Below are 17,238 nucleotides of genomic sequence, written 5' to 3'. Positions count from 1 at the left end.
TGTCTCCGGCTCACTTCGCGGTGAAGTACTCGTTGTAGATCTTCTCGTACTCGCCGCTCTCGCGGAGCTCTGCGAGCGCCTCGTTCACCGCCTCGAGCAGGGCGTCCTTCTCGCCCTTGGCGAAGGCGAAGCCGTAGGACTCGCCGGTCTCGTACGTCTCGACGATCGTGTAGGCGGAGTCGGCCTTCTCGTGCTCGAGGTTCACCGGCTGGTCCTGCAGGATCGCGTCGATCTGCCCGGCCTGCAGCGCCGGCCACAGCTCGCCGTCGGACGGGTACTGCACCAGCTGCGCGTCCGGGGCGTGCTCCTGCGCGTAGGCCTCACCGGTCGTGCCCTGCTGCACGCCGACGTTCTTGCCGGCCAGGTCCTCGATGCTCTCGATGCCGGAGTCGGCGCGGACGAGCAGCGACTGCAGCGAGTCGTAGTACGGGTCGGAGAAGTCCAGGTTCTCCTTGCGCTCGTCGGTGATCGTCATGGCCGACGCGCCGATGTCGCAGGTGCCGGACTGCAGGGTGGTGCCGGACTGCAGCGCCTCGAAGCCGACGTCCTGAACCGCGAGCTCGAGGTCGAGCTTCTCGGCGATCGCGTCGAGGAGGTCGATGTCGAAGCCGGTGTAGCCCGTGCCGTTGTCGCCGCCCTCGAACTCGAACGGCGGGTACGGGATGTCGGAGCACGCGGTGAGCGTGCCCGGCGTGACCAGCCCGTACTCGTCTCCGGCGTCGCCGCCGGACGTGTCGCCGCCGGAGCATCCGGCCAGGGCGAGCGTGGCAGCGGCCGCGACAGCGGCGAGGGGGAAGAAGTTGCGACGTTGCATTTTCACTCCAGGTTCTGACGGGGTACGGGCGGCCCCGGGTCGATTCAGGAACTCATCCTGACACGGGACCCGCTGTCGCGACGAACCGAGGCGGTCTCAGACCGGTCACGGTTTCGTTGCAAGTGCGTGAACGGCTCAGATCTCGAAATCGACGGCGACGCGGGAGGCCACCACCGAGCGGATGTAGATCGCGACCTCCTCGTGCGCGGGATGCACCTGGTACGCGGCGAGGTCGTCGAGCGAGTCGACGTCGGCGACGAGCGCGACGTACCAGTTCACGTCCGGGTGGGCGACGTTCGCGCCGGCCGACACCGACCGCAGCTGCGGGACGACCCCGTCCAGGGCGTTCAGCCGGCGGGCGACCTCGGCGGCCTGCTCGGCGCGCACGGCGGCGTCCTCGGCGGCGAGCTTCCACATCACGAGATGGCGGATGGTCATGCCGGCTCCTTCTCCTCGTCCGCGACGGCGGGGCGCGCAGCATCCGTGCGCAGGGACTCCTCGAGAGCGGCGCGGAGCCGCTCGGGGGCGACGCGCCAGTGCGCGTGCAGCCTGCCGTCGATGAGGATCACCGGGATCTTCTCCCACCACAGCTCGTGCAGGGCGGGATCGTCGGCGATGGACGCCTCGACGACCTCGATCCGCTCGGCAGCGGCGTCCGGCAGCTCGGCGACCACCGCGTCGACGACCTCGCCGGCGACCTCGCACAGGTGGCAGTCCGGCTTGCCGATGATCGTCAGCGTCGTCACGGACGCTCCACCGGATGCCCCTGGGCGACCCATTCCGCGGTGCCGCCCTCGACGTTGGTGACGTCGTAGCCGCGCGCTTCGAGCGCCTCGGCGACACGGGCCGAGCGCCCGCCGACCTGGCAGATCACATCGAACGCCTCCGCGGGAAGCTCGCCGAGCCGGTCACCGAGCTCGGACATCGGGAGGTTCACCGCGCCGGGGACGTGCCCCGCCGCGAACTCGTCGCGCTCGCGCACGTCGATGAGCGGAACGCCCTGGCGCTGCGCGAGCTGGGCGACGGTGATCGACTTCATGTCATTCCTCCTGCGGCGCAGACACGAAGCGCCCCGTCGACCGCAGTCGGGGGCGCTCGGTGTCGTGCCGCTTACTTCTTGTTGCGGCGCTGGTGGCGAGTCTTGCGAAGCAGCTTGCGGTGCTTCTTCTTCGCCATGCGCTTGCGGCGCTTCTTGATGACAGAACCCACGGAAACCTCACTACGTCAGGGGCTGGGTGCCACCGGAACGGGCACCCGGGTACGGGCAGGAAAAATGCCTCGGACGAGTCTAGCAAACCGCCGAGGCGCGACCGTCACGGGGCGACGAAGGGCACGGAGTCGGCTCAGCGCGCGAGCGGCTCTGCGTGCGACCGCGCGGCCGCCCGTCAGCCGGCGTCGGCGATCGGCCGCTGCAGGGCCTCCGCCACGGCGGACTCCGGCACGCGATAGCTGCGCCCGAATCGAATGGCCGGCAGCTCCCCGGAGTGCACCAGACGGTACACGGTCATCTTGGACACGCGCATCAGCTCGGCGACCTCGGCCACCGTCAGGAATCGGACGTCTTGGACATCGGGCATCCCCCGTCCCCCTTTCTGCTGATGCACACTCTGATATGTAGTGCCTTGTTGTCAAGAGGGCATGGCGAGGCGCCGTCCGGGATTGCCCCGGGCGGCGCCTCTTGCTTCGTGGTCGGGCTGGCGGGTGAGCGTGTCGTTGCGACGCGCGGTCAGTCTGATATTCGCGGGTTGGTTACCGCAGGACGGTTCTTCGGCAGGAGCGGGACCGCGTGTCTAGGAACGAGCGTCGCCCGCATGATGCCGAGCTGCTCATAGGTGTTTCGCGGGTCGCTCCTCGCGCTGCCACCGGCCGTTGAGATCGCGAAGCAGCTCGAGGGATCAGTCGTTCATCACTGCCAGGGACCAGCACCAGCCGGCGAGTTCTCTCGCGACGGCGACGTTCGCGATCGTGGGTCGTTTGCGTCGTTCGATGAACCTGACCCACCGGTCGTGGAGGCGCCTGTTCCCGAGGTCACCGCGGGCACGAGCTGCGGCGGAGGCTTGTTCCCAACGCCCGTGCATGACAGCGCCGACGTGATAGCGCGGACGATGATGCCAGGCGGATTCGACGAGCAGCCGACGGGCATGGCCGTTGCCGGTCTTGGTGATGGGCCCCTGCACCCGGGATTGCCCGGACGAGAACTCACTGGGCACGAGTCCGACGAACGATCCGATGCTGTTGCCGGTGAACCTGTCCCAGTCGCCGATCTCCACGGCCAGAGCAAACGCCGTCAGCGTGCTCACTCCACGCAGACACCCGAGCCTGCGCACGACCGGGGTGAACTCGCTGTCGGCGGCGAGCTGCTCGATCGCCCGGTCGAGCCGATCCCGGCGTGCCTTGATCTGCAGCACCGTCTCGTACTCCGCATCGAACGCCGCCCGCGACGCGGCACCGACCAAGTGCTGCTGGAGCAGCCACCGGTCGTGCTTGGCCGTCCACGCGGCACCATCGTCATAGACGATCCCGTGTCGCAGCAGCAGTTTGCTGAGCCGATGCCTCGCGCGCATCAGATCGCCACGACAGTCCTCGCGTGCGCGCACCAGATCGCGTGCGGCTTCCTGATCGGCGGACGGCACCGAAACCGCGGTGATCTCGTCCAGCCGCAGCAGTCTCGCCAGATGCACCGCGTCCTTCGCATCGGTCTTCACCCGATCCCCCGACGGACGCTGCAACTTTGACGGCGCCGCGACCACGCACCGAACACCTGCCGACATCAGCGACCGGTGCAGCCCGAACCCCGTCGGGCCGGCCTCATACGCCACCGCGACCGGACCGGGAAGCCCGCGCACCCACTCAACGATTCGATCATTGCCCGGCGGCAACTTCGCCTGGATTAGCTCGCCTGTCACACCATCGATCGCCGCTGCCGCGACGGAACGGGCGTGCACGTCGAGCCCAACACTCGTACGCTCAGTAAACACGGGGCCTCCCACAACTGTCGGATAGGCCGGGCGGACCACCTCCACCCGGTAACCCACGAGCTTTGCGAGTGAGGCCCCGTCCCGCGACCCCCTCACCAAAAGAGGGCTACTACATACCGTCTAGGGGTTGCGTGCGACACGTGTAAATCTCTGTGGCGTGTGTGAGCGCTGTGACTCACAGCGCCGCGGATGTTCAGGCCTCGCGCCGTCCTCGCGCCAGGCGCTCCCCGGCCTCCCTGCGGGCCTGACGCTCGAGCCTGCGCGCGTCCCGCAGGGCCTTCTGCGCCTCCCGCACCGCCTTCTGCGCTTCGCGGTAGCGCTTGTCGGCGAGCAGGGCGAGGTCCTCGGTCGCCGCCCACTCGGCCGGCTCTGCATGCGGAGCTCCGCCGTCGAGCTCCGCGACGTACGCGGCCACACCGTCCAGACACCGCTCCAGGCCGAAGCGGAACGGATCCGCATCCGACGCGAACACGCCGGCGTCGACGGCCCGGCGCAGGGCCGGGAACTCCTCGGCGGAGATGAGGGCGTCGTAGAGCCCGGCCTCCTCGGCGGTGATGGCATCCGGATGCTGCCCGCTGCGCCGGACGCGGTCGGAGTAGCCGGCCAGCACCATGCCGCAGAACCGGGCCTGTCCGGCGATCAGCAGCGCGACAGCCACCTGCTCCTGCTCGCTGAGCGCGGTCGGCGCCAGCGCCTCCAGTGCGGCGTCCAGCCACGCCGAGCTGTTCGGGGTGACCGGCGTGCCCTGGATCGGCAGGGAGAGCACCCACGGATGCGCGACGAACATGGCCACCTGCGCCGTGAACAGCTGCACCAGCCGTGCACGCCAGTCGGCATCCGGCTCCGGCTCGGGCGGCAGCCCGATCGCCTGCTCCTGCATCAGCAGCAGCAGGTCGTCCTTGGCGCTGACGTAACGGTAGAGCGACAACGTATACAGAAAGGATCACGGATGCCTCTCGCCATCGACGTCCGCGGGCTCTGCAAGAGCTACCGCGGCCGCCCCGTGCTCGACGGTCTCGATCTCGCCGTCGAGGAAGGCCGCATCTTCGCCCTGCTCGGCGCCAACGGCGCCGGGAAGACCACGACGATCGGCATCCTCACCACGCTGGTCCGCCCGACGGCGGCCGCGCCCGCGTGGCCGGTCACGACGTCGCCGGCGCGCCGGAGGAGGTGCGGCGCCGGATCAGCCTCACCGGTCAGTCCGCCGCGGTGGACGATGTGCTCACCGGCGCCGAGAACCTCGTGATGTTCGGACGCCTGGCGGGTCTCGGCCGCCGTGCCGCCGCCGAACGTGCGGACCAGCTGCTCGAGCGCTTCGACCTCGCCGACGCCGCCGCCCGCCGGGTCGGCACGTTCTCCGGGGGCATGCGCCGCCGGCTCGACCTCGCGCTCAGCTTCGTCACCGCGCCCGAGGTGCTGTTCCTGGATGAACCGACCACGGGGCTCGACACCCGCAGCCGCCGAGCCCTGTGGGACGTGATCCGCGGACTGGCGTCATCCGGCACCACGGTGTTCCTCACCACCCAGTACCTCGAGGAGGCCGACGAGCTCGCGGACCGGATCGCGGTGCTGGACGGCGGCCGGGTGGTCGCCGAAGGCACCGCCGCCGCGCTGAAGGATCGCATCGGCGGGACGGCGGTGCAGCTGGTCGACGAGGCGGGCGGCGTGCGACGCAGCATCTCGACCGACGGCAGTCTCGCCGGCATCCGTCGCGCGCTCGACGAGATCGACGCAGCCGGTGCGGACGCGCCCGGTGCGGGCGAGGTGCGCCTGCACCGGCCGACCCTCGACGACGTCTTCCTCGCCCTCACCTCCGGCCCGGCGCCCGCCTCCGCCGCATCCGCCGCACCCGCCACCGCATACGCAACCCACGCGAAGGAGCTCGCATGACCGACCCGACCCTCGTCCGCCCGCGCCTGCGGGGGCTCACCGCCGAATCCGTCTTCCTCGGGCGGAACCTGCGCCATTCGTTCCGCGACGGCGAATCGCTGCTGATGGCCGTGATGCTACCGGTGATGCTGATGCTCATGTTCACCTGGATCTTCGGCGGGGCGATCGACCCGACCGGGGGCTACGTCGACTACGTGGTGCCCGGCATCATCCTCACCTGCGCCGGCTTCGGCGCCTCCTCCACCGCCCTCTATGTCGCCGGCGACATGGCCTCCGGCATCGTGGACCGCTTCCGCACCATGCCGCTGCGTCCGAGCGCGGTGCTCACCGGTCACGTCGGTGCGAGCCTGGTCCGCAGCCTGTGCGCGACCGCGCTGGTCGTCGGCGTCGCCCTGCTGGTCGGCTTCCGCCCGTCCGCCGGCGTCGGCGCGTGGCTGGCGGCAGCGGGCCTGATCGCCCTCTACATCCTCGCGCTGACGTACCTGTTCGCGGCGATCGGCATGGCGGCCGGCAGCGCCGAGGCGGCAGCCGGCTACGGCTTCATCCTGCTGTTCCTGCCGTACCTGTCCAGCGGCTTCGTGCCCGTCGACACCATGCCGGAGTGGCTGCGCCCGGTCGCGGAGCACCAGCCGCTGACCCCGATCATCGACAGCATCCGTGCGCTGCTGCTCGGCAGAGACCCGGGGACGGCGCCGCTGTGGGCGGTGTGCTGGTGCGTCGGCATCCTCGCCGTCGCCGTCCTGTGGGGATCCGTGCTGTTCCGGCGCCGCTCCGCGCGCCGCTGAGCCGGGCCGGGCGGAATCGGCTCAGTGGTGCGGGCACCACTGAGCCGGGCCGGGCGGGAGCGGGTTCGCGGCGCGGGCGGGAGGAGCGGATGCGGGATGCCATGTCCGGTTCCCCCGCCCGCGATGCGCACCGCGGCCGGGCCGTCGGGCATCCGGCATCGTGCTCGGCATCCTGATCGTCCGCACCGCGACGGCTGAGCGCGGGCCTCGCCCGCCCGGATCGGGTCTCAGGCGCCGAGGCGCTTGAGGGCGGTCGCGACGACGTGCTTCGCGGATGCCGCGGCGCGGCCGACGACCTCGGCCGCGTGCGCCGCGCCGTCGGGCAGCGGGATGTGCGGGTGCTCGGCGCCCTCGTCCTCGTCGCCGAACGCGTCGACAAGGAACGGGAACAGCCAGTCGTCGACCTCTTCCAGGGGCGCCACGGCGAGGCTGTAGTAGCGGCGCTGACCGTCTTCGCGGACCGTGACCAGCGACGCCTCGCGGAGCACCTTCAGGTGCTTCGAGACCGTGGGCTGGCTGATCCCGAGCTCGCTGACGATCTCGGTGACGCTCGTGCCGGCGGCTCCTTCGTTGCCCCGGCGCAGGAGGAACTGCAGGATGTCCCGCCGCGTGCCGTCCGCGATCACGTCGAAGATGTCGGTCATGACATCAGGGTAGTCGCCGCGCGAGCGGAGTACCATGACGGAGCGTCGCCGAACGCCGGCGGCCGCGGGACTGCGAGGGAGGGCGATGTCGGGCATCCTCGCCGCCGCTCCCCGCCGTGGACTGCTTCGGGTCGGCGGGTTCTTCAAGCGCCTGATCACCTCCTCGCCATCACGCCTCGCGATCGTGGTGTTCGCCGCCCTGATCCTGCTGTTCACCGGCATCCTGTCACTGCCGATCTCCTCCGCCGACCGCACCGTGACGCCCCTCAGCGACGCGCTGTTCACGGCGATGTCGACCATCTGCGTCACCGGCCTGACCACGGTGGACATGGCCACGCACTGGTCGCCGTTCGGGAACGTCGTGATCTTCATCGGCGTGAACATCGGCGGCATGGGCGTGCTCACGCTGGCGTCCCTGCTCGGCATGGTGATCTCGCGCCGCCTGGGACTGCGCGCCAAGCTTCTCGCCGCCGGCGACACGAACCCGCTGCGCGCGCACGGCGGGCCGGTCAACGAGAGCCAGACCGTGCGCCTCGGCGAGGTGGGTCAGCTGCTCACCACGGTCGCGTTCTCGACCCTGCTCATCGAGACCGTGGTGGCGCTGCTGCTCTATCCGGGTCTGGTGATGGCGGGCATCGACCCGCTCGTGGCGCTGTGGGAGGCGCCGTACTACGCGGCGATGTCGTTCACGAACACCGGCTTCACCCCGAACGCCGGCGGCGTGACGATCTTCGCCGACGACTACTTCGTGCTCACCGTGCTGATGATCAGCGTGTTCCTCGGCAGCATCGGCTTCCCGGTGATCTACGCGCTCGCCAAGCACACCTGGCACGTCAAGCGGTGGTCGCTGCACACCAAGCTCACGCTGATCACCACGGTGCTGCTGTTCTTCGCCGGGGCGGCGGTGATCCTCGTGCTCGAGTACGACAACATGCGCACGTTCGGCTCGATGGACGCGGTCGACACGACGGTGCAGGCGCTGTTCCTGTCGTCGATGACCCGCTCCGGCGGATTCAACGTGATCGACATGGCCGACCTGAACGGGTCGACGATGCTCGCGGTCTGCATGCTCATGTTCGTCGGCGGCGGCTCGGCGTCCACCGCCGGCGGCATCAAGGTCACCACGCTCGCCGTGCTCGCACTCGCGGTGTGGTCGGAGGCGAAGGGGCGCCCGTCGGTCGAGGCGTTCGGCCGCCGCATCCCGAGCGACGTGCAGCGTGTGGCGCTGTCGGTGGTGGCGTGGGGTGCGACGATCGTCGCCGTCTCGACGATCATCATCGCCCAGATCACGAAGGCCGACATCATCGACGTGCTCTTCGACGTCATCTCCGCATTCGCGACCGTGGGGCTGAGTTCGGGGCTCACCGCCGAGCTGCCCGACTCCGCCTCCTACGTGCTGGCGGCCACCATCTTCATGGGGCGCGTTGGTACAGTGACACTCGCCGCGGCGGTCGCCGCGACGTCCCGATCGCAGCTGTATTCGCTGCCCGTGGAAAGGCCGATCGTTGGTTGAGATGGTCAGGGGCGACGCCCCGGTGCTCGTCATCGGACTCGGACGCTTCGGCGCGGCATGCGCCGGTGAGCTGGACCGGCTCGACCGCGAGGTGCTCGCCATCGACGACAACCTGGAGCTCGTCCAGAAGTGGTCGGAGCGCGTCACGCACACGGTGCAGGCGGATGCCCGCAACATCGACGCCCTGCGCCAGATCGGCGCGCAGGACTTCCAGGTCGCGGTCGTCGCGGTCGGGTCGCTGATCGAGGCATCCGTGCTCATCACCGCGAACCTCGTCGACCTGAAGGTGCCGCAGATCTGGGCGAAGGCCGTGTCGCAGTCGCACGGCAAGATCCTCGCCCGGGTCGGCGCGAACCACGTGATCTACCCGGAGCGCGAGGCGGGTGAGCGTGTCGCGCACCTCGTCAGCGGCCGGATGCTGGACTTCATCCGCTTCGACGACGACTTCGTGCTGGCGAAGATGTACCCGCCGAAGTTCATCCGCGGCGTCGGCCTGAACGAGTCCGGCGTGCGCACCAAGTACAACGTCACGGTCGTCGGTGTGAAGAGCCCCGGCAAGCCGTTCCGGTACGCCGAGGCGAACACGGTCGTCACCAACCACGACCTGATCATCGTGTCCGGGACGAACAGCGACATCGAGCGCTTCGCGGCTCTGGACCGCTGACCCGCCCTCCCGTCCCTCCCTCCCCGTCTATTTGTGCCAGACTGCGGTTTCCGGCCCCGGGTTCCAGCAGTTCGCGACAAATAGACGGGTGCCGGAGGATCGACGGATGCCGGCGGATGGACGGATGCCGGCGGAGCTCAGCTTCCGGCGGCGAGCTCCTTCGCGCGTGCCAGCGCGGCCGCCGTGGCACGCGCGAACACGTCGTCGAGACGCGCCTCCTGCAGCACCGCGATCGCGCGCTCGGTGGTGCCCTTCGGGCTGGTGACGCGGCGGCGCAGCTCGGCCGGGTCCTCGCCGGAGGCCTCCAGCAGCGCGGTCGCCCCGATGAAGGTCTGTTCGGCCATCAGCCGGGCATCCGCTTCGCTGAAGCCCATCCCGATCGCCGCCTTCGTCAGCTCCTCGATGAGTAGGAACACGTACGCCGGCCCGGAGCCCGACACGGTCGACAGCGCGTCGATCTGCTCCTCGGGCACCTCGATCACCGCGCCCACCGTCTCGAACAGGGCGCGCACGACCGCCATGTCCTCGGCGCTCGCGCTCGGCCCCGCGGCGAGCCCGGTGACCGCCTTGCCGACCATCGCGGGCGTGTTCGGCATGGAGCGGATGGTCCGGACGTCGCCGCCGAGGGCATCCGCGAACGTGGCGAGGGTGACGCCGGCGGCGAGGCTTACGACGATCGCGTCCTCACGCAGCACCGGAGCGATCTCGCGCAGCAGATCCGGCACCATGGCCGGCTTCACGCCGATCAGCACGATGCGCGCGGATGCCGCGGCATCCCGGTTCCCGTCGGGCCGGTCCTCCAGCGCGATGCTGGTCACGCCGTCGATGCCGGCGAGGGCATCCGCCTTCTCCCGGCTGCGGTTGGTGGCGACGATGCCGCCGTCGACGGTCGCACCCGAGTCGACGACGCCGTGCAGGATCGCGCCGCCCATCGAGCCGGCGCCGAGGAACGCGAGAGCGGGAAGAGTGTCAGCCATGCCGTCATCCTACGAGCGCCGGAGGGCCGACGTAGACTCGTGCCATGAGTGCATCCGGTGGCGGCAAGGCGATCATCGCGGCGTTCCTCGCCAATGTGGGCATCGCGATCGCGAAGTTCATCGCGGCCGCGCTCTCCGGCTCCGCCTCGATGCTCGCCGAGGCGATCCACTCCGTCGCCGACTCCGGCAACCAGCTGCTCCTGCTGCTCGGCGGGCGCAAGGCGCGCAGGGCCGCGGACCGTTCGCATCCGTTCGGCTACGGGCGCGAGCGCTACGTGTCGGCGTTCGTGGTGTCGATCATCCTGTTCTCCGTCGGCGGCCTGTTCGCCATCTACGAGGGCATCGGCAAGCTGCGCGACCCGCACGAACTGGACCCGGTGTGGTGGTGGCTGCCGCTCGTGGTGCTGGTGATCGCGATCGCGCTCGAGTCGTTCTCGCTGCGCACCGCGGTGAAGGAGAGCAACCTGGTGCGCGAGAAGGGGCAGTCGTGGACGTCGTTCATCCGGCGCGCCAAAGCGCCCGAGCTGCCCGTCGTGCTGCTGGAGGATGCCGGTGCGCTGACCGGCCTGATGTTCGCACTGGTCGGCGTGGGGCTGACCGTGATCACCGGGAACACGGTGTTCGACGCGATCGGGACGCTCGCGATCGGCGTCCTCCTGATCCTGATCGCCGTGGTGCTGGGCGTGGAGACCAAGAGCCTGCTCGTCGGTGAGGGCGCGAACCCGGCGGACGTGGACCGGATCGTCGACGCCATCGGCGAGGGCGACGAGGTGGAGAAGCTCATCCACATCAAGACGCTGCACCTCGGCCCGGACGAGCTCATGGTCGCCGCGAAGATCGCGCTGCGCTCGGACAAGACCGTGCGTCAGGCCGCGGACGACATCGACGCGATCGAGAAGCGGATCCGCGCGGCCGTGCCCGCGGCGAGGGTGATCTACCTCGAACCGGACATCTACCGTCCGGCCCTGGACCCGGAGCCGTCGACGGACGCCTTCGTGCTCAAGTCCTCCGACTGACCCTCACTTCCCGACACACCCTCACTTCCCGACACACCCTCACTTCCCGACACATTGTGTCGCCACGTGAGGGTAGTGCGCCGGCCGACCCGCAGTTCCGGACACAATGTGTCCATTCGGGTCAGGGTCCATACGGGCCAGTCCGGGTCAGCGGCGCTGCTCGAAGAAGTCGCGGAGCAGCGCGATCGCGGCATCCGACTGGATGCCCGCGACGACCTCGGCGCGATATGGCAGGCGACGATCGCGGAGCACGTCGTACATGGAGCCGGCGGCGCCGGCCTTGTCGTCCCACGCGCCGAAGACGACACGGCTCACCCGCGACTGCAGCACCGCCCCGGCGCACATCACGCACGGCTCCAGCGTGACGACGAGAGTATGCCCCTGCAGGTTCCACGACCCCAGCGCGTCGGCCGCCTGGCGCAACGCGACGACCTCCGCATGGGCGGTCGGGTCGTGCGTGGCCTCGCGGAGGTTGCGGCCCTCGCCCGCCATCCGCCCGTCCGGATCGAGCACCACGGCGCCGACCGGGATCTCCCCGGCCGCGGCCGCCTCGGCGGCGAGCGCGAGCGCCCGCTGCATGGCGCGTTCGTCGGCGGCTGTCATGCGTCCTCCCGTCGGTCGAGCCTAGTCTCCGGCATCCGTCCCCGCCGGATCCCGGATGGAACGGGCCCGTCCTCGCGAGACGACGCGGACAAGTAGCCTGTACGCATGCGCGTTCACGTGGCCGACCACCCCCTGATCACCCACAAGCTCACCGTGCTGCGTGACGAGCGCACGCCGTCGCCGGTGTTCCGCCAGCTCACCGAGGAGCTGGTCACCCTCCTGGCGTACGAGGCGACCCGCAATGTCAAGGTGAGCCCGATCGAGATCCAGACGCCGGTCACGAAGACCACCGGCGTGAAGATCTCCGAGCCGCGGCCGATCGTCGTGCCGATCCTGCGCGCGGGGCTCGGGATGCTCGAGGGCATGGTCAAGCTGCTGCCGACCGCGGAGGTCGGCTTCCTCGGCATGGTCCGCGACGAGACGACGTTCGAGCCCACGACGTATGCGGAGCGGCTGCCCGATGACCTCAGCGACCGCCAGTGCTTCGCGATCGACCCCATGCTCGCGACCGGGGGATCGCTCGGTGCGGCGATCCAGTTCCTCTTCGACCGTGGGGCCAGGGACGTCACCGCGATCTGCCTGCTCGGCACCCCGGAAGGCCTGGCCGCCATCGAGCAGCTCGTCGGCGACCGCGACGTGACCATCGTGCTGGGCGCTCTGGACGAGGGGCTCAACGAGAAGGGCTACATCGTCCCCGGGCTCGGCGACGCCGGCGACCGGCTGTACGGCACGGTCTGACCGGACGGTCCCTGGGCGCGCGTTCGCACCGCCCGTGCCGCTCGCGCGTCAGGCGACGTCGAGGACGTAGCCGCGCTCGTCGCCGTAGTGCGCGAAGCCGGCGCGGGCGAGGATCGGGGCGGAGGTGCCGATCCGTCCCTTCACGAGCGCGGTGATCGCCCCGAACTCGGCGCCGATCCGCATCCGTTCGGCGAGCACGGCCCGGTAGGCCCCGCGGCCGCGGGCGTGCGGCAGGGTCGCCGCGCCCCAGAGGCGGACGAAGCCGTCCACGATCGTGCATCCGCCGGTGCTCACCGCATCACCGTCGAGCCGCGCGATCACCCGGGCGTGGATGCGGGCCGCCAGCGCCGCGGAGATCTCGTCGAGCTCGGCCCGCAGGCCGTCCTCGTCGAGGGGCTCCTGCTCCCACACCGGAACGTTCACGGCGTCCATCTCGCGCACCTGCTGGAGGGTGCGCACGACCTCGACCGAGACGTCCTCGGGGGCGGCGACGGGCTCGCCGGCGACGGGCCGGGCGAGGACGGCGACCGTGTCGATGTGCTCGGCGCCGCGAGCGCGCAGCTCCGCCTCGAGGTCGGGGCGGTCGGACTCGTTGGTCCAGAACGTGAGCTTCGTCTCGCCCCAGGCGCGCGTGCGCTCGATCGCATGGTCGAGCACGGATGCCGCGTCGAGGATCGAATCGACCTGGGAGGCCCGCACTCCCCCGCCGAAGCGCGACGGGTACCGGACGAGTTGCAGTTCCGTCTTCTCCTCGTCGCTGTCACGCGGGAACCAGACCCAGGATGCCGAGGCGCGCAGGATGTCGTCGACGGAATGCCTGCTCGCCACGCTAGCAAGAGGATCCGACCCGGGGGCGCGGCGGCCACGCCGTTGGCGCCCGCCTCCGCCAGAAGAGAAACGCATCGCGGAACACCCCGGCGGATGCGCGAACCTCCCCGCGACGGGAACGACGCGGGGCCTCCGCGGCGCGGCGTCGCTCGAGCGCGGGGCGCCGAACAGCCGGGGCGCCGAACAGCCAGCGCCCGCGCCACGCCGAACCGCCAGCGCGCCCGGCGCGGCGGGCGGCGCCGGTGGGCCTCAGTCGCGGTCGGCGCCGACGAGGCGGGCGAAAGCGCTGAGGCGGGCGACGCCTTCCGGGGTGTGCGGCAGGTCGTCGAGCAGGGCCGGGGAGTGCACCAGGTAGGCGACGCTCTTGGCTCGTGAGATCGCGACGTTCAGGCGGTTCTGCAGCAGCAGGAACTCCGGGCCTCGCGGGGCGTCGCGTCCGCTGGAGGCGGCGAGCGAGGTGATCGACACGACCGCCTCCTTGCCCTGGAAGTTGTCCACCGTGCCCACCGCGACCTCACCGAATCCGGCGGCGGCGAGCTCGTCGTGGATGAGCTGCTTCTGCGCGTTGTACGGCGCGACGACGATGATGTCCGCCTGCTCGAGCGGGCGCGGCGCGGCATCCGTCCCGCATCCGTCGACGTAACGGCGACCGACGAGGTCCCGCACGATCGCCACGACCGCGGCGGCTTCCTCCGGCGACTGCGTCGCGTTGCCGCGGTGCCGCACCGGCACGATGTGCAGGCCGGGCTCGACGCCCTCCACCACGCGGGTCTCGGTGCCCGGGGCGGATGCCAGCTTGCCCGCGTACGCGAGCCGTGAGACCGGTGCCGCGACAGCGGGATGCATCCGCCACGACGCGTCCAGGAAGTAGCCGTAGGCCGGATCGATGACCGCGTCGCCATCCATCACCCAGCCGAGCGCCGAGGTGTCCACGGGTTCCGGGTGCGCCCCCTGGCTGACCTGCGGCAGCTGCTGCGGGTCGCCGAGCAGCAGCAGGCGCTGCGCGCCGGCGGCCACCGCGATGGTCGAGGCGAGCGAGAACTGCCCGGCCTCGTCGATCACGAGCAGGTCGAGGCCGCGCCGGTCGACGCGCCGCGTGTTGCTGAAGTCCCACGCCGTGCCGCCCACCACGAACCCCTGGTCCGCGTGCTCGGCGATGAAGCCCGCCATGCCGTCCTTGCGGATGACGGTGAAGCACGGATCGGCATCCGGGTCCTTCGGCGCCTTCGCGACCTGCGAAGCCGGCACGCCGTCGGCGACGACCCGCTCCAGCAGGTTCTCCACGATCGCGTGCGACTGCGCGACCACGCCGATCCGGAATCGGTGCTCGCGCACCAGCCGCGCGATCACCTGCGAGCCGGTGTACGTCTTGCCGGTCCCGGGCGGGCCCTGCACCGCCAGATAGCTGCGGTCGAGGTCGAGGACCGCCCGCACGATGGCGTCGATCCGTTCTTCACCGGCGGCCGGGATCGGGCCGCCGGAGCGGGTGCGCGGCGGGATGCGGCAGAGGATGTCCGAGGCCGGATCCTCCGGGAACTCCGGTGCGGCGCGGTGCACGGCATCCGCCCATTCCTCGATCGCGGACTGCTGCGAGGCGACGTTCGGGGGCGCGGCCGGGGTGAGTGCGAGCGGCAGCTCGTCCCAGGTCTGCCCCTGCACGGCCCGTTCGCGCACGAGGTAGCCGTCGTCGAGCACCTCGAGCACCTCGACCTCGTGCGGGATGTGGATGACCCGCGAGGGCGCGTCCACGTCGAACGGGGCGGGTGCGGCGTACAGCGCGAACGGCCGCGCGCCCGCCCCGACCGTGCTCCCCGGCGCGACCTCGCCGCGCAGCCGCACGACCCGCGTCTGGATGCGCCGGCCCTCGTCCACCGCCCACGGCTCGTCGACGCCGCTGCGGTCGGCATCCACCCGCAGCACATCGCGGGTCGACTCCCACAGCGACACCGGTTCGCGCAGCCGCTGGAAGTGCGCGACCCAGAAGCTCTTCGCCTCGCGCGGGTAGTAGTCGATCGCGGCGGCCGCCACCCGGTGGCACTCTCCGTTCCCGCCCTCGCGCTCGACCCGCAGCGCCTCGGCCTGCAGCGCCAGCGACAGCGGCGACGGCTCGTACACCCGGGTCTCGGGATCGTCCGGTGGCGCCGGAAGCACCCCGGTCTCGCGGGCCAGGCCGATCAGCCAGTCGCGCAGCCGCCGCGTGGAGACGCAGTCGTACCGGTTGTAGTCGGCGAGGTCGTCGAGGATCGCCTGCGCCTCGGCATCCCGCCCGGCCGCGGCGAGCGCGCGCGCCTCGACGTACTGGACGATCGACTCGTCGCCCTTCTGCACGTCGCTCTCGCGCACCTCGTCGCCCATGTACAGCGGCTCGAGCTTCTTGATCGAGTAGGACCGGGAGCCGACCCGCACCGAGCGCAGCACGATCGGGTACAGGTCGACGAACACGCCCTCCCGCAGCAGCCGGTCGACGTCGGCCTCGCCGACGCCGTGCCGCGCGGCCATCGCCGCGAGATGCGCGGTCTCGTACGGCGCGTAGTGGTAGATGTGCATGTCGGGATGGGTCTGCCGGCGCAGCTTCACGAACTCGAGGAAGTCGAGCAGCGCCTGCTTCTCCTCGGCGAACGTGTGCGCCCACAGCGCGGAGTACTGCTCCGCGTTGTCGATCCATCCGAACAGGTAGTCCAGTCCCCAGTGCGGGTTCTCGGCCTGCTCGGTGTACAGCGGGTCGCCCTCGAAGTCGAAGAAGATGTCGCCGTGGCTGGGCCTGGGCATCATGCCGATCGCGTGCGGCGACACCAGCTCGAAGGGCGGCGCGGCCCCCGGCTCCGCCGACGCACCGGCCTGGAGGCGCGCCTGGGCGCGCAATGCGGTGAAGGTGTCACCGTTCATTCCCTCGGGCGCATCCGTCGCGACCGCCAGCTCGTCGATGGTGCGGATGCCGGCGGCGCGCAGGCGCTGCCGCTGCACCGGACGCATCCGGGCGACCAGCAGCAGATCGCGGTGCGCATCCACCTGCTCTTCGCAGGTGGCGCAGCGCCCGCACGCCGTGATCTGAAGGTCGCCGCGATCATCACCCCAGGCGAGCGGCTCGCCGGCGGCGCCGGTGTCGATGCGGCGGTCCGCGATGAGCGCACGGAGGCGGGCACGGCGCACGTGGAACAGCGGCAGCAGGTCGTCGACGGCGTGGGTGCTGATGGTGCCGTCGCCGAGGATCAGATCGACTTCGTCGGCGCGAGGGATGCCGAGCCGGTCGAGCTGGTCGACGTATGCCGCCAGCTGCATGAGCGCGGTCACCCGGGCGGTGCGGGCGAGCTTGGTGTCCTGGACGCGCCAGCGCCCGTCGGGGTCGCGGAGCAGGAAGTCGGCGAAGCCCACGAACTCGGGCGTGGCGAAGGCGGCCTGGAAGATGACGGATGCCGCGGAGCGCAGCGCGCGTCCGGTCTCGGCGACGGCGGCGCCGAGGGCATCCGCATCCGCAGAGGAGACCTTCGGCAACGCGACGACGCCGGCCTCGCCGCCCTCGCCGAAGCGGGCGATGTACTGTTCGAGGACCGCGCGCTCGTGCACGTCGCCGAGCTCGGCCGCCCGTGCGAGCGTGGCGTCCTCAGGTTCCTCGACCGCGGCCACCCGCCCGAGTTTGGCGTCGAGCGCCCGCGCCCACGCGAACTCGCACTCGGCGGCGAGCTTCAGATCGCTCGCGCTCCAGACGACGCGGGGCGGGCTGTCGGTGGTGACGACGCGCACGGATGCTCCTTCTCCGCGGCCTTCGGGAGCCGCTCACTCGAGACTAT

Annotated in this window: 18 protein-coding genes and 1 pseudogene; 6 read left to right on the top strand and 13 right to left on the bottom strand. The window is 70.8% G+C overall.

The window, feature by feature from the left end:
* Nucleotides 1-10: 10 nt before the first annotated feature.
* The 8 genes from JRG78_RS01865 to JRG78_RS01830 form a co-directional block, all read right to left on the bottom strand.
* Nucleotides 11-814, bottom strand: coding sequence for a basic amino acid ABC transporter substrate-binding protein (locus tag JRG78_RS01865; protein WP_259607306.1), 804 nt, complete (start codon nt 812-814; stop codon nt 11-13).
* A 135-nt stretch (nt 815-949) separates the two neighbouring features.
* Entirely contained in the window at nt 950-1,252 is a 303-nt protein-coding gene (locus JRG78_RS01860) for a Dabb family protein (RefSeq protein WP_272653548.1), read from the bottom strand.
* Nucleotides 1,249-1,560, bottom strand: coding sequence for a glutaredoxin family protein (locus tag JRG78_RS01855; protein WP_259607304.1), 312 nt, complete (start codon nt 1,558-1,560; stop codon nt 1,249-1,251). Before JRG78_RS01855 ends, JRG78_RS01860 begins: the two co-directional genes overlap by 4 nt.
* Entirely contained in the window at nt 1,557-1,853 is a 297-nt protein-coding gene (locus JRG78_RS01850) for a rhodanese-like domain-containing protein (protein ID WP_259607303.1), read from the bottom strand. The genes JRG78_RS01855 and JRG78_RS01850 overlap by 4 nt, the downstream gene beginning before the upstream one ends.
* A gap of 71 nt (nt 1,854-1,924) precedes the next feature.
* Entirely contained in the window at nt 1,925-2,023 is a 99-nt protein-coding gene (locus tag JRG78_RS01845; RefSeq protein WP_003792170.1) for a 30S ribosomal protein bS22, read from the bottom strand.
* Nucleotides 2,024-2,199: 176 nt separating this feature from the next.
* The gene (locus tag JRG78_RS01840; RefSeq protein WP_259607302.1) at nt 2,200-2,391 is read right to left on the bottom strand and encodes a helix-turn-helix domain-containing protein; all 192 of its coding nucleotides are present in this window, start codon (nt 2,389-2,391) and stop codon (nt 2,200-2,202) included.
* A 318-nt stretch (nt 2,392-2,709) separates the two neighbouring features.
* A complete protein-coding gene (locus tag JRG78_RS01835) occupies nt 2,710-3,792 on the bottom strand; it encodes an IS110 family transposase (RefSeq protein ID WP_272653466.1) in 1,083 nt (360 codons plus the stop codon).
* A gap of 193 nt (nt 3,793-3,985) precedes the next feature.
* Nucleotides 3,986-4,720 carry a TetR/AcrR family transcriptional regulator C-terminal domain-containing protein gene (locus tag JRG78_RS01830; protein WP_259607301.1) on the bottom strand — a complete coding sequence of 245 codons (735 nt, stop codon included), beginning with the start codon at nt 4,718-4,720 and terminating at the stop codon, nt 3,986-3,988.
* A 21-nt stretch (nt 4,721-4,741) separates the two neighbouring features.
* Here JRG78_RS01830 and JRG78_RS01825 point away from each other — a divergent pair.
* Nucleotides 4,742-5,682 (top strand): annotated as a pseudogene (locus JRG78_RS01825) (ATP-binding cassette domain-containing protein).
* Nucleotides 5,679-6,467, top strand: coding sequence for an ABC transporter permease (locus tag JRG78_RS01820; protein WP_259607300.1), 789 nt, complete (start codon nt 5,679-5,681; stop codon nt 6,465-6,467). The pseudogene JRG78_RS01825 and the gene JRG78_RS01820 overlap by 4 nt, the downstream one beginning before the upstream one ends.
* Nucleotides 6,468-6,694: 227 nt before the next feature.
* Here JRG78_RS01820 and JRG78_RS01815 read toward each other — a convergent pair whose 3' ends face one another.
* Complete coding sequence (locus JRG78_RS01815; RefSeq protein WP_259607299.1) at nt 6,695-7,111, bottom strand: ArsR/SmtB family transcription factor; 417 nt, start codon at nt 7,109-7,111, stop codon at nt 6,695-6,697.
* A gap of 85 nt (nt 7,112-7,196) precedes the next feature.
* On the opposite strand from JRG78_RS01815, the gene JRG78_RS01810 reads away from it, so the two are divergent.
* Together JRG78_RS01810 and JRG78_RS01805 are read left to right on the top strand one after the other, a co-directional pair.
* Nucleotides 7,197-8,624, top strand: a complete 1,428-nt coding sequence (locus JRG78_RS01810; RefSeq protein ID WP_259607298.1) for a TrkH family potassium uptake protein — start codon at nt 7,197-7,199, stop codon at nt 8,622-8,624.
* Between the two features lies 1 nt (nt 8,625).
* The gene (locus JRG78_RS01805) at nt 8,626-9,288 is read left to right on the top strand and encodes a potassium channel family protein (protein ID WP_432806428.1); all 663 of its coding nucleotides are present in this window, start codon (nt 8,626-8,628) and stop codon (nt 9,286-9,288) included.
* Between the two features lie 137 nt (nt 9,289-9,425).
* On the opposite strand, the gene proC is transcribed toward JRG78_RS01805, so the two are convergent.
* A complete protein-coding gene (gene proC / locus JRG78_RS01800) occupies nt 9,426-10,265 on the bottom strand; it encodes a pyrroline-5-carboxylate reductase (protein ID WP_259607296.1) in 840 nt (279 codons plus the stop codon).
* A gap of 44 nt (nt 10,266-10,309) precedes the next feature.
* Here proC and JRG78_RS01795 point away from each other — a divergent pair, with 44 nt between their 5' ends.
* Nucleotides 10,310-11,281 carry a cation diffusion facilitator family transporter gene (locus JRG78_RS01795; RefSeq protein WP_259607295.1) on the top strand — a complete coding sequence of 324 codons (972 nt, stop codon included), beginning with the start codon at nt 10,310-10,312 and terminating at the stop codon, nt 11,279-11,281.
* Between the two features lie 147 nt (nt 11,282-11,428).
* Here JRG78_RS01795 and tadA read toward each other — a convergent pair whose 3' ends face one another.
* The gene (gene tadA, locus JRG78_RS01790) at nt 11,429-11,884 is read right to left on the bottom strand and encodes a tRNA adenosine(34) deaminase TadA (protein ID WP_259607294.1); all 456 of its coding nucleotides are present in this window, start codon (nt 11,882-11,884) and stop codon (nt 11,429-11,431) included.
* Between the two features lie 105 nt (nt 11,885-11,989).
* Here tadA and upp point away from each other — a divergent pair, with 105 nt between their 5' ends.
* A complete protein-coding gene (gene upp / locus JRG78_RS01785; protein WP_259607293.1) occupies nt 11,990-12,622 on the top strand; it encodes a uracil phosphoribosyltransferase in 633 nt (210 codons plus the stop codon).
* Nucleotides 12,623-12,670: 48 nt separating this feature from the next.
* Here the strand turns inward: upp and JRG78_RS01780 are convergent, their stop codons facing one another.
* The gene (locus JRG78_RS01780) at nt 12,671-13,450 is read right to left on the bottom strand and encodes a hypothetical protein (RefSeq protein ID WP_259607292.1); all 780 of its coding nucleotides are present in this window, start codon (nt 13,448-13,450) and stop codon (nt 12,671-12,673) included.
* A 249-nt stretch (nt 13,451-13,699) separates the two neighbouring features.
* The gene (locus JRG78_RS01775) at nt 13,700-17,191 is read right to left on the bottom strand and encodes a TM0106 family RecB-like putative nuclease (RefSeq protein WP_259607291.1); all 3,492 of its coding nucleotides are present in this window, start codon (nt 17,189-17,191) and stop codon (nt 13,700-13,702) included.
* Between the last annotated feature and the right edge of the window lie 47 nt (nt 17,192-17,238).

The organism is Microbacterium sp. EF45047 (assembly GCF_028472845.1).
GTDB classification, from domain to species: Bacteria; Actinomycetota; Actinomycetes; order Actinomycetales; family Microbacteriaceae; genus Microbacterium; species Microbacterium neungamense.
The sequence above is the reverse complement of the archived record's forward strand: the minus strand, read 5'-3'. Positions and strand labels throughout refer to the sequence as shown.

Coding starts and splice junctions, on each gene's coding strand:
- JRG78_RS01865 (WP_259607306.1), bottom strand. CDS start 814: ATGCAACGTCGCAACTTCTTCCCCCTCGCCGCTGTCGCGGCCGCTGCC.
- JRG78_RS01860 (WP_272653548.1), bottom strand. CDS start 1,252: ATGACCATCCGCCATCTCGTGATGTGGAAGCTCGCCGCCGAGGACGCC.
- JRG78_RS01850 (WP_259607303.1), bottom strand. CDS start 1,853: ATGAAGTCGATCACCGTCGCCCAGCTCGCGCAGCGCCAGGGCGTTCCG.
- JRG78_RS01840 (WP_259607302.1), bottom strand. CDS start 2,391: ATGCCCGATGTCCAAGACGTCCGATTCCTGACGGTGGCCGAGGTCGCC.
- JRG78_RS01820 (WP_259607300.1), top strand. CDS start 5,679: ATGACCGACCCGACCCTCGTCCGCCCGCGCCTGCGGGGGCTCACCGCC.
- JRG78_RS01815 (WP_259607299.1), bottom strand. CDS start 7,111: ATGACCGACATCTTCGACGTGATCGCGGACGGCACGCGGCGGGACATC.
- JRG78_RS01810 (WP_259607298.1), top strand. CDS start 7,197: ATGTCGGGCATCCTCGCCGCCGCTCCCCGCCGTGGACTGCTTCGGGTC.
- JRG78_RS01805 (WP_432806428.1), top strand. CDS start 8,626: ATGGTCAGGGGCGACGCCCCGGTGCTCGTCATCGGACTCGGACGCTTC.
- proC (WP_259607296.1), bottom strand. CDS start 10,265: ATGGCTGACACTCTTCCCGCTCTCGCGTTCCTCGGCGCCGGCTCGATG.
- JRG78_RS01795 (WP_259607295.1), top strand. CDS start 10,310: ATGAGTGCATCCGGTGGCGGCAAGGCGATCATCGCGGCGTTCCTCGCC.
- tadA (WP_259607294.1), bottom strand. CDS start 11,884: ATGACAGCCGCCGACGAACGCGCCATGCAGCGGGCGCTCGCGCTCGCC.
- upp (WP_259607293.1), top strand. CDS start 11,990: ATGCGCGTTCACGTGGCCGACCACCCCCTGATCACCCACAAGCTCACC.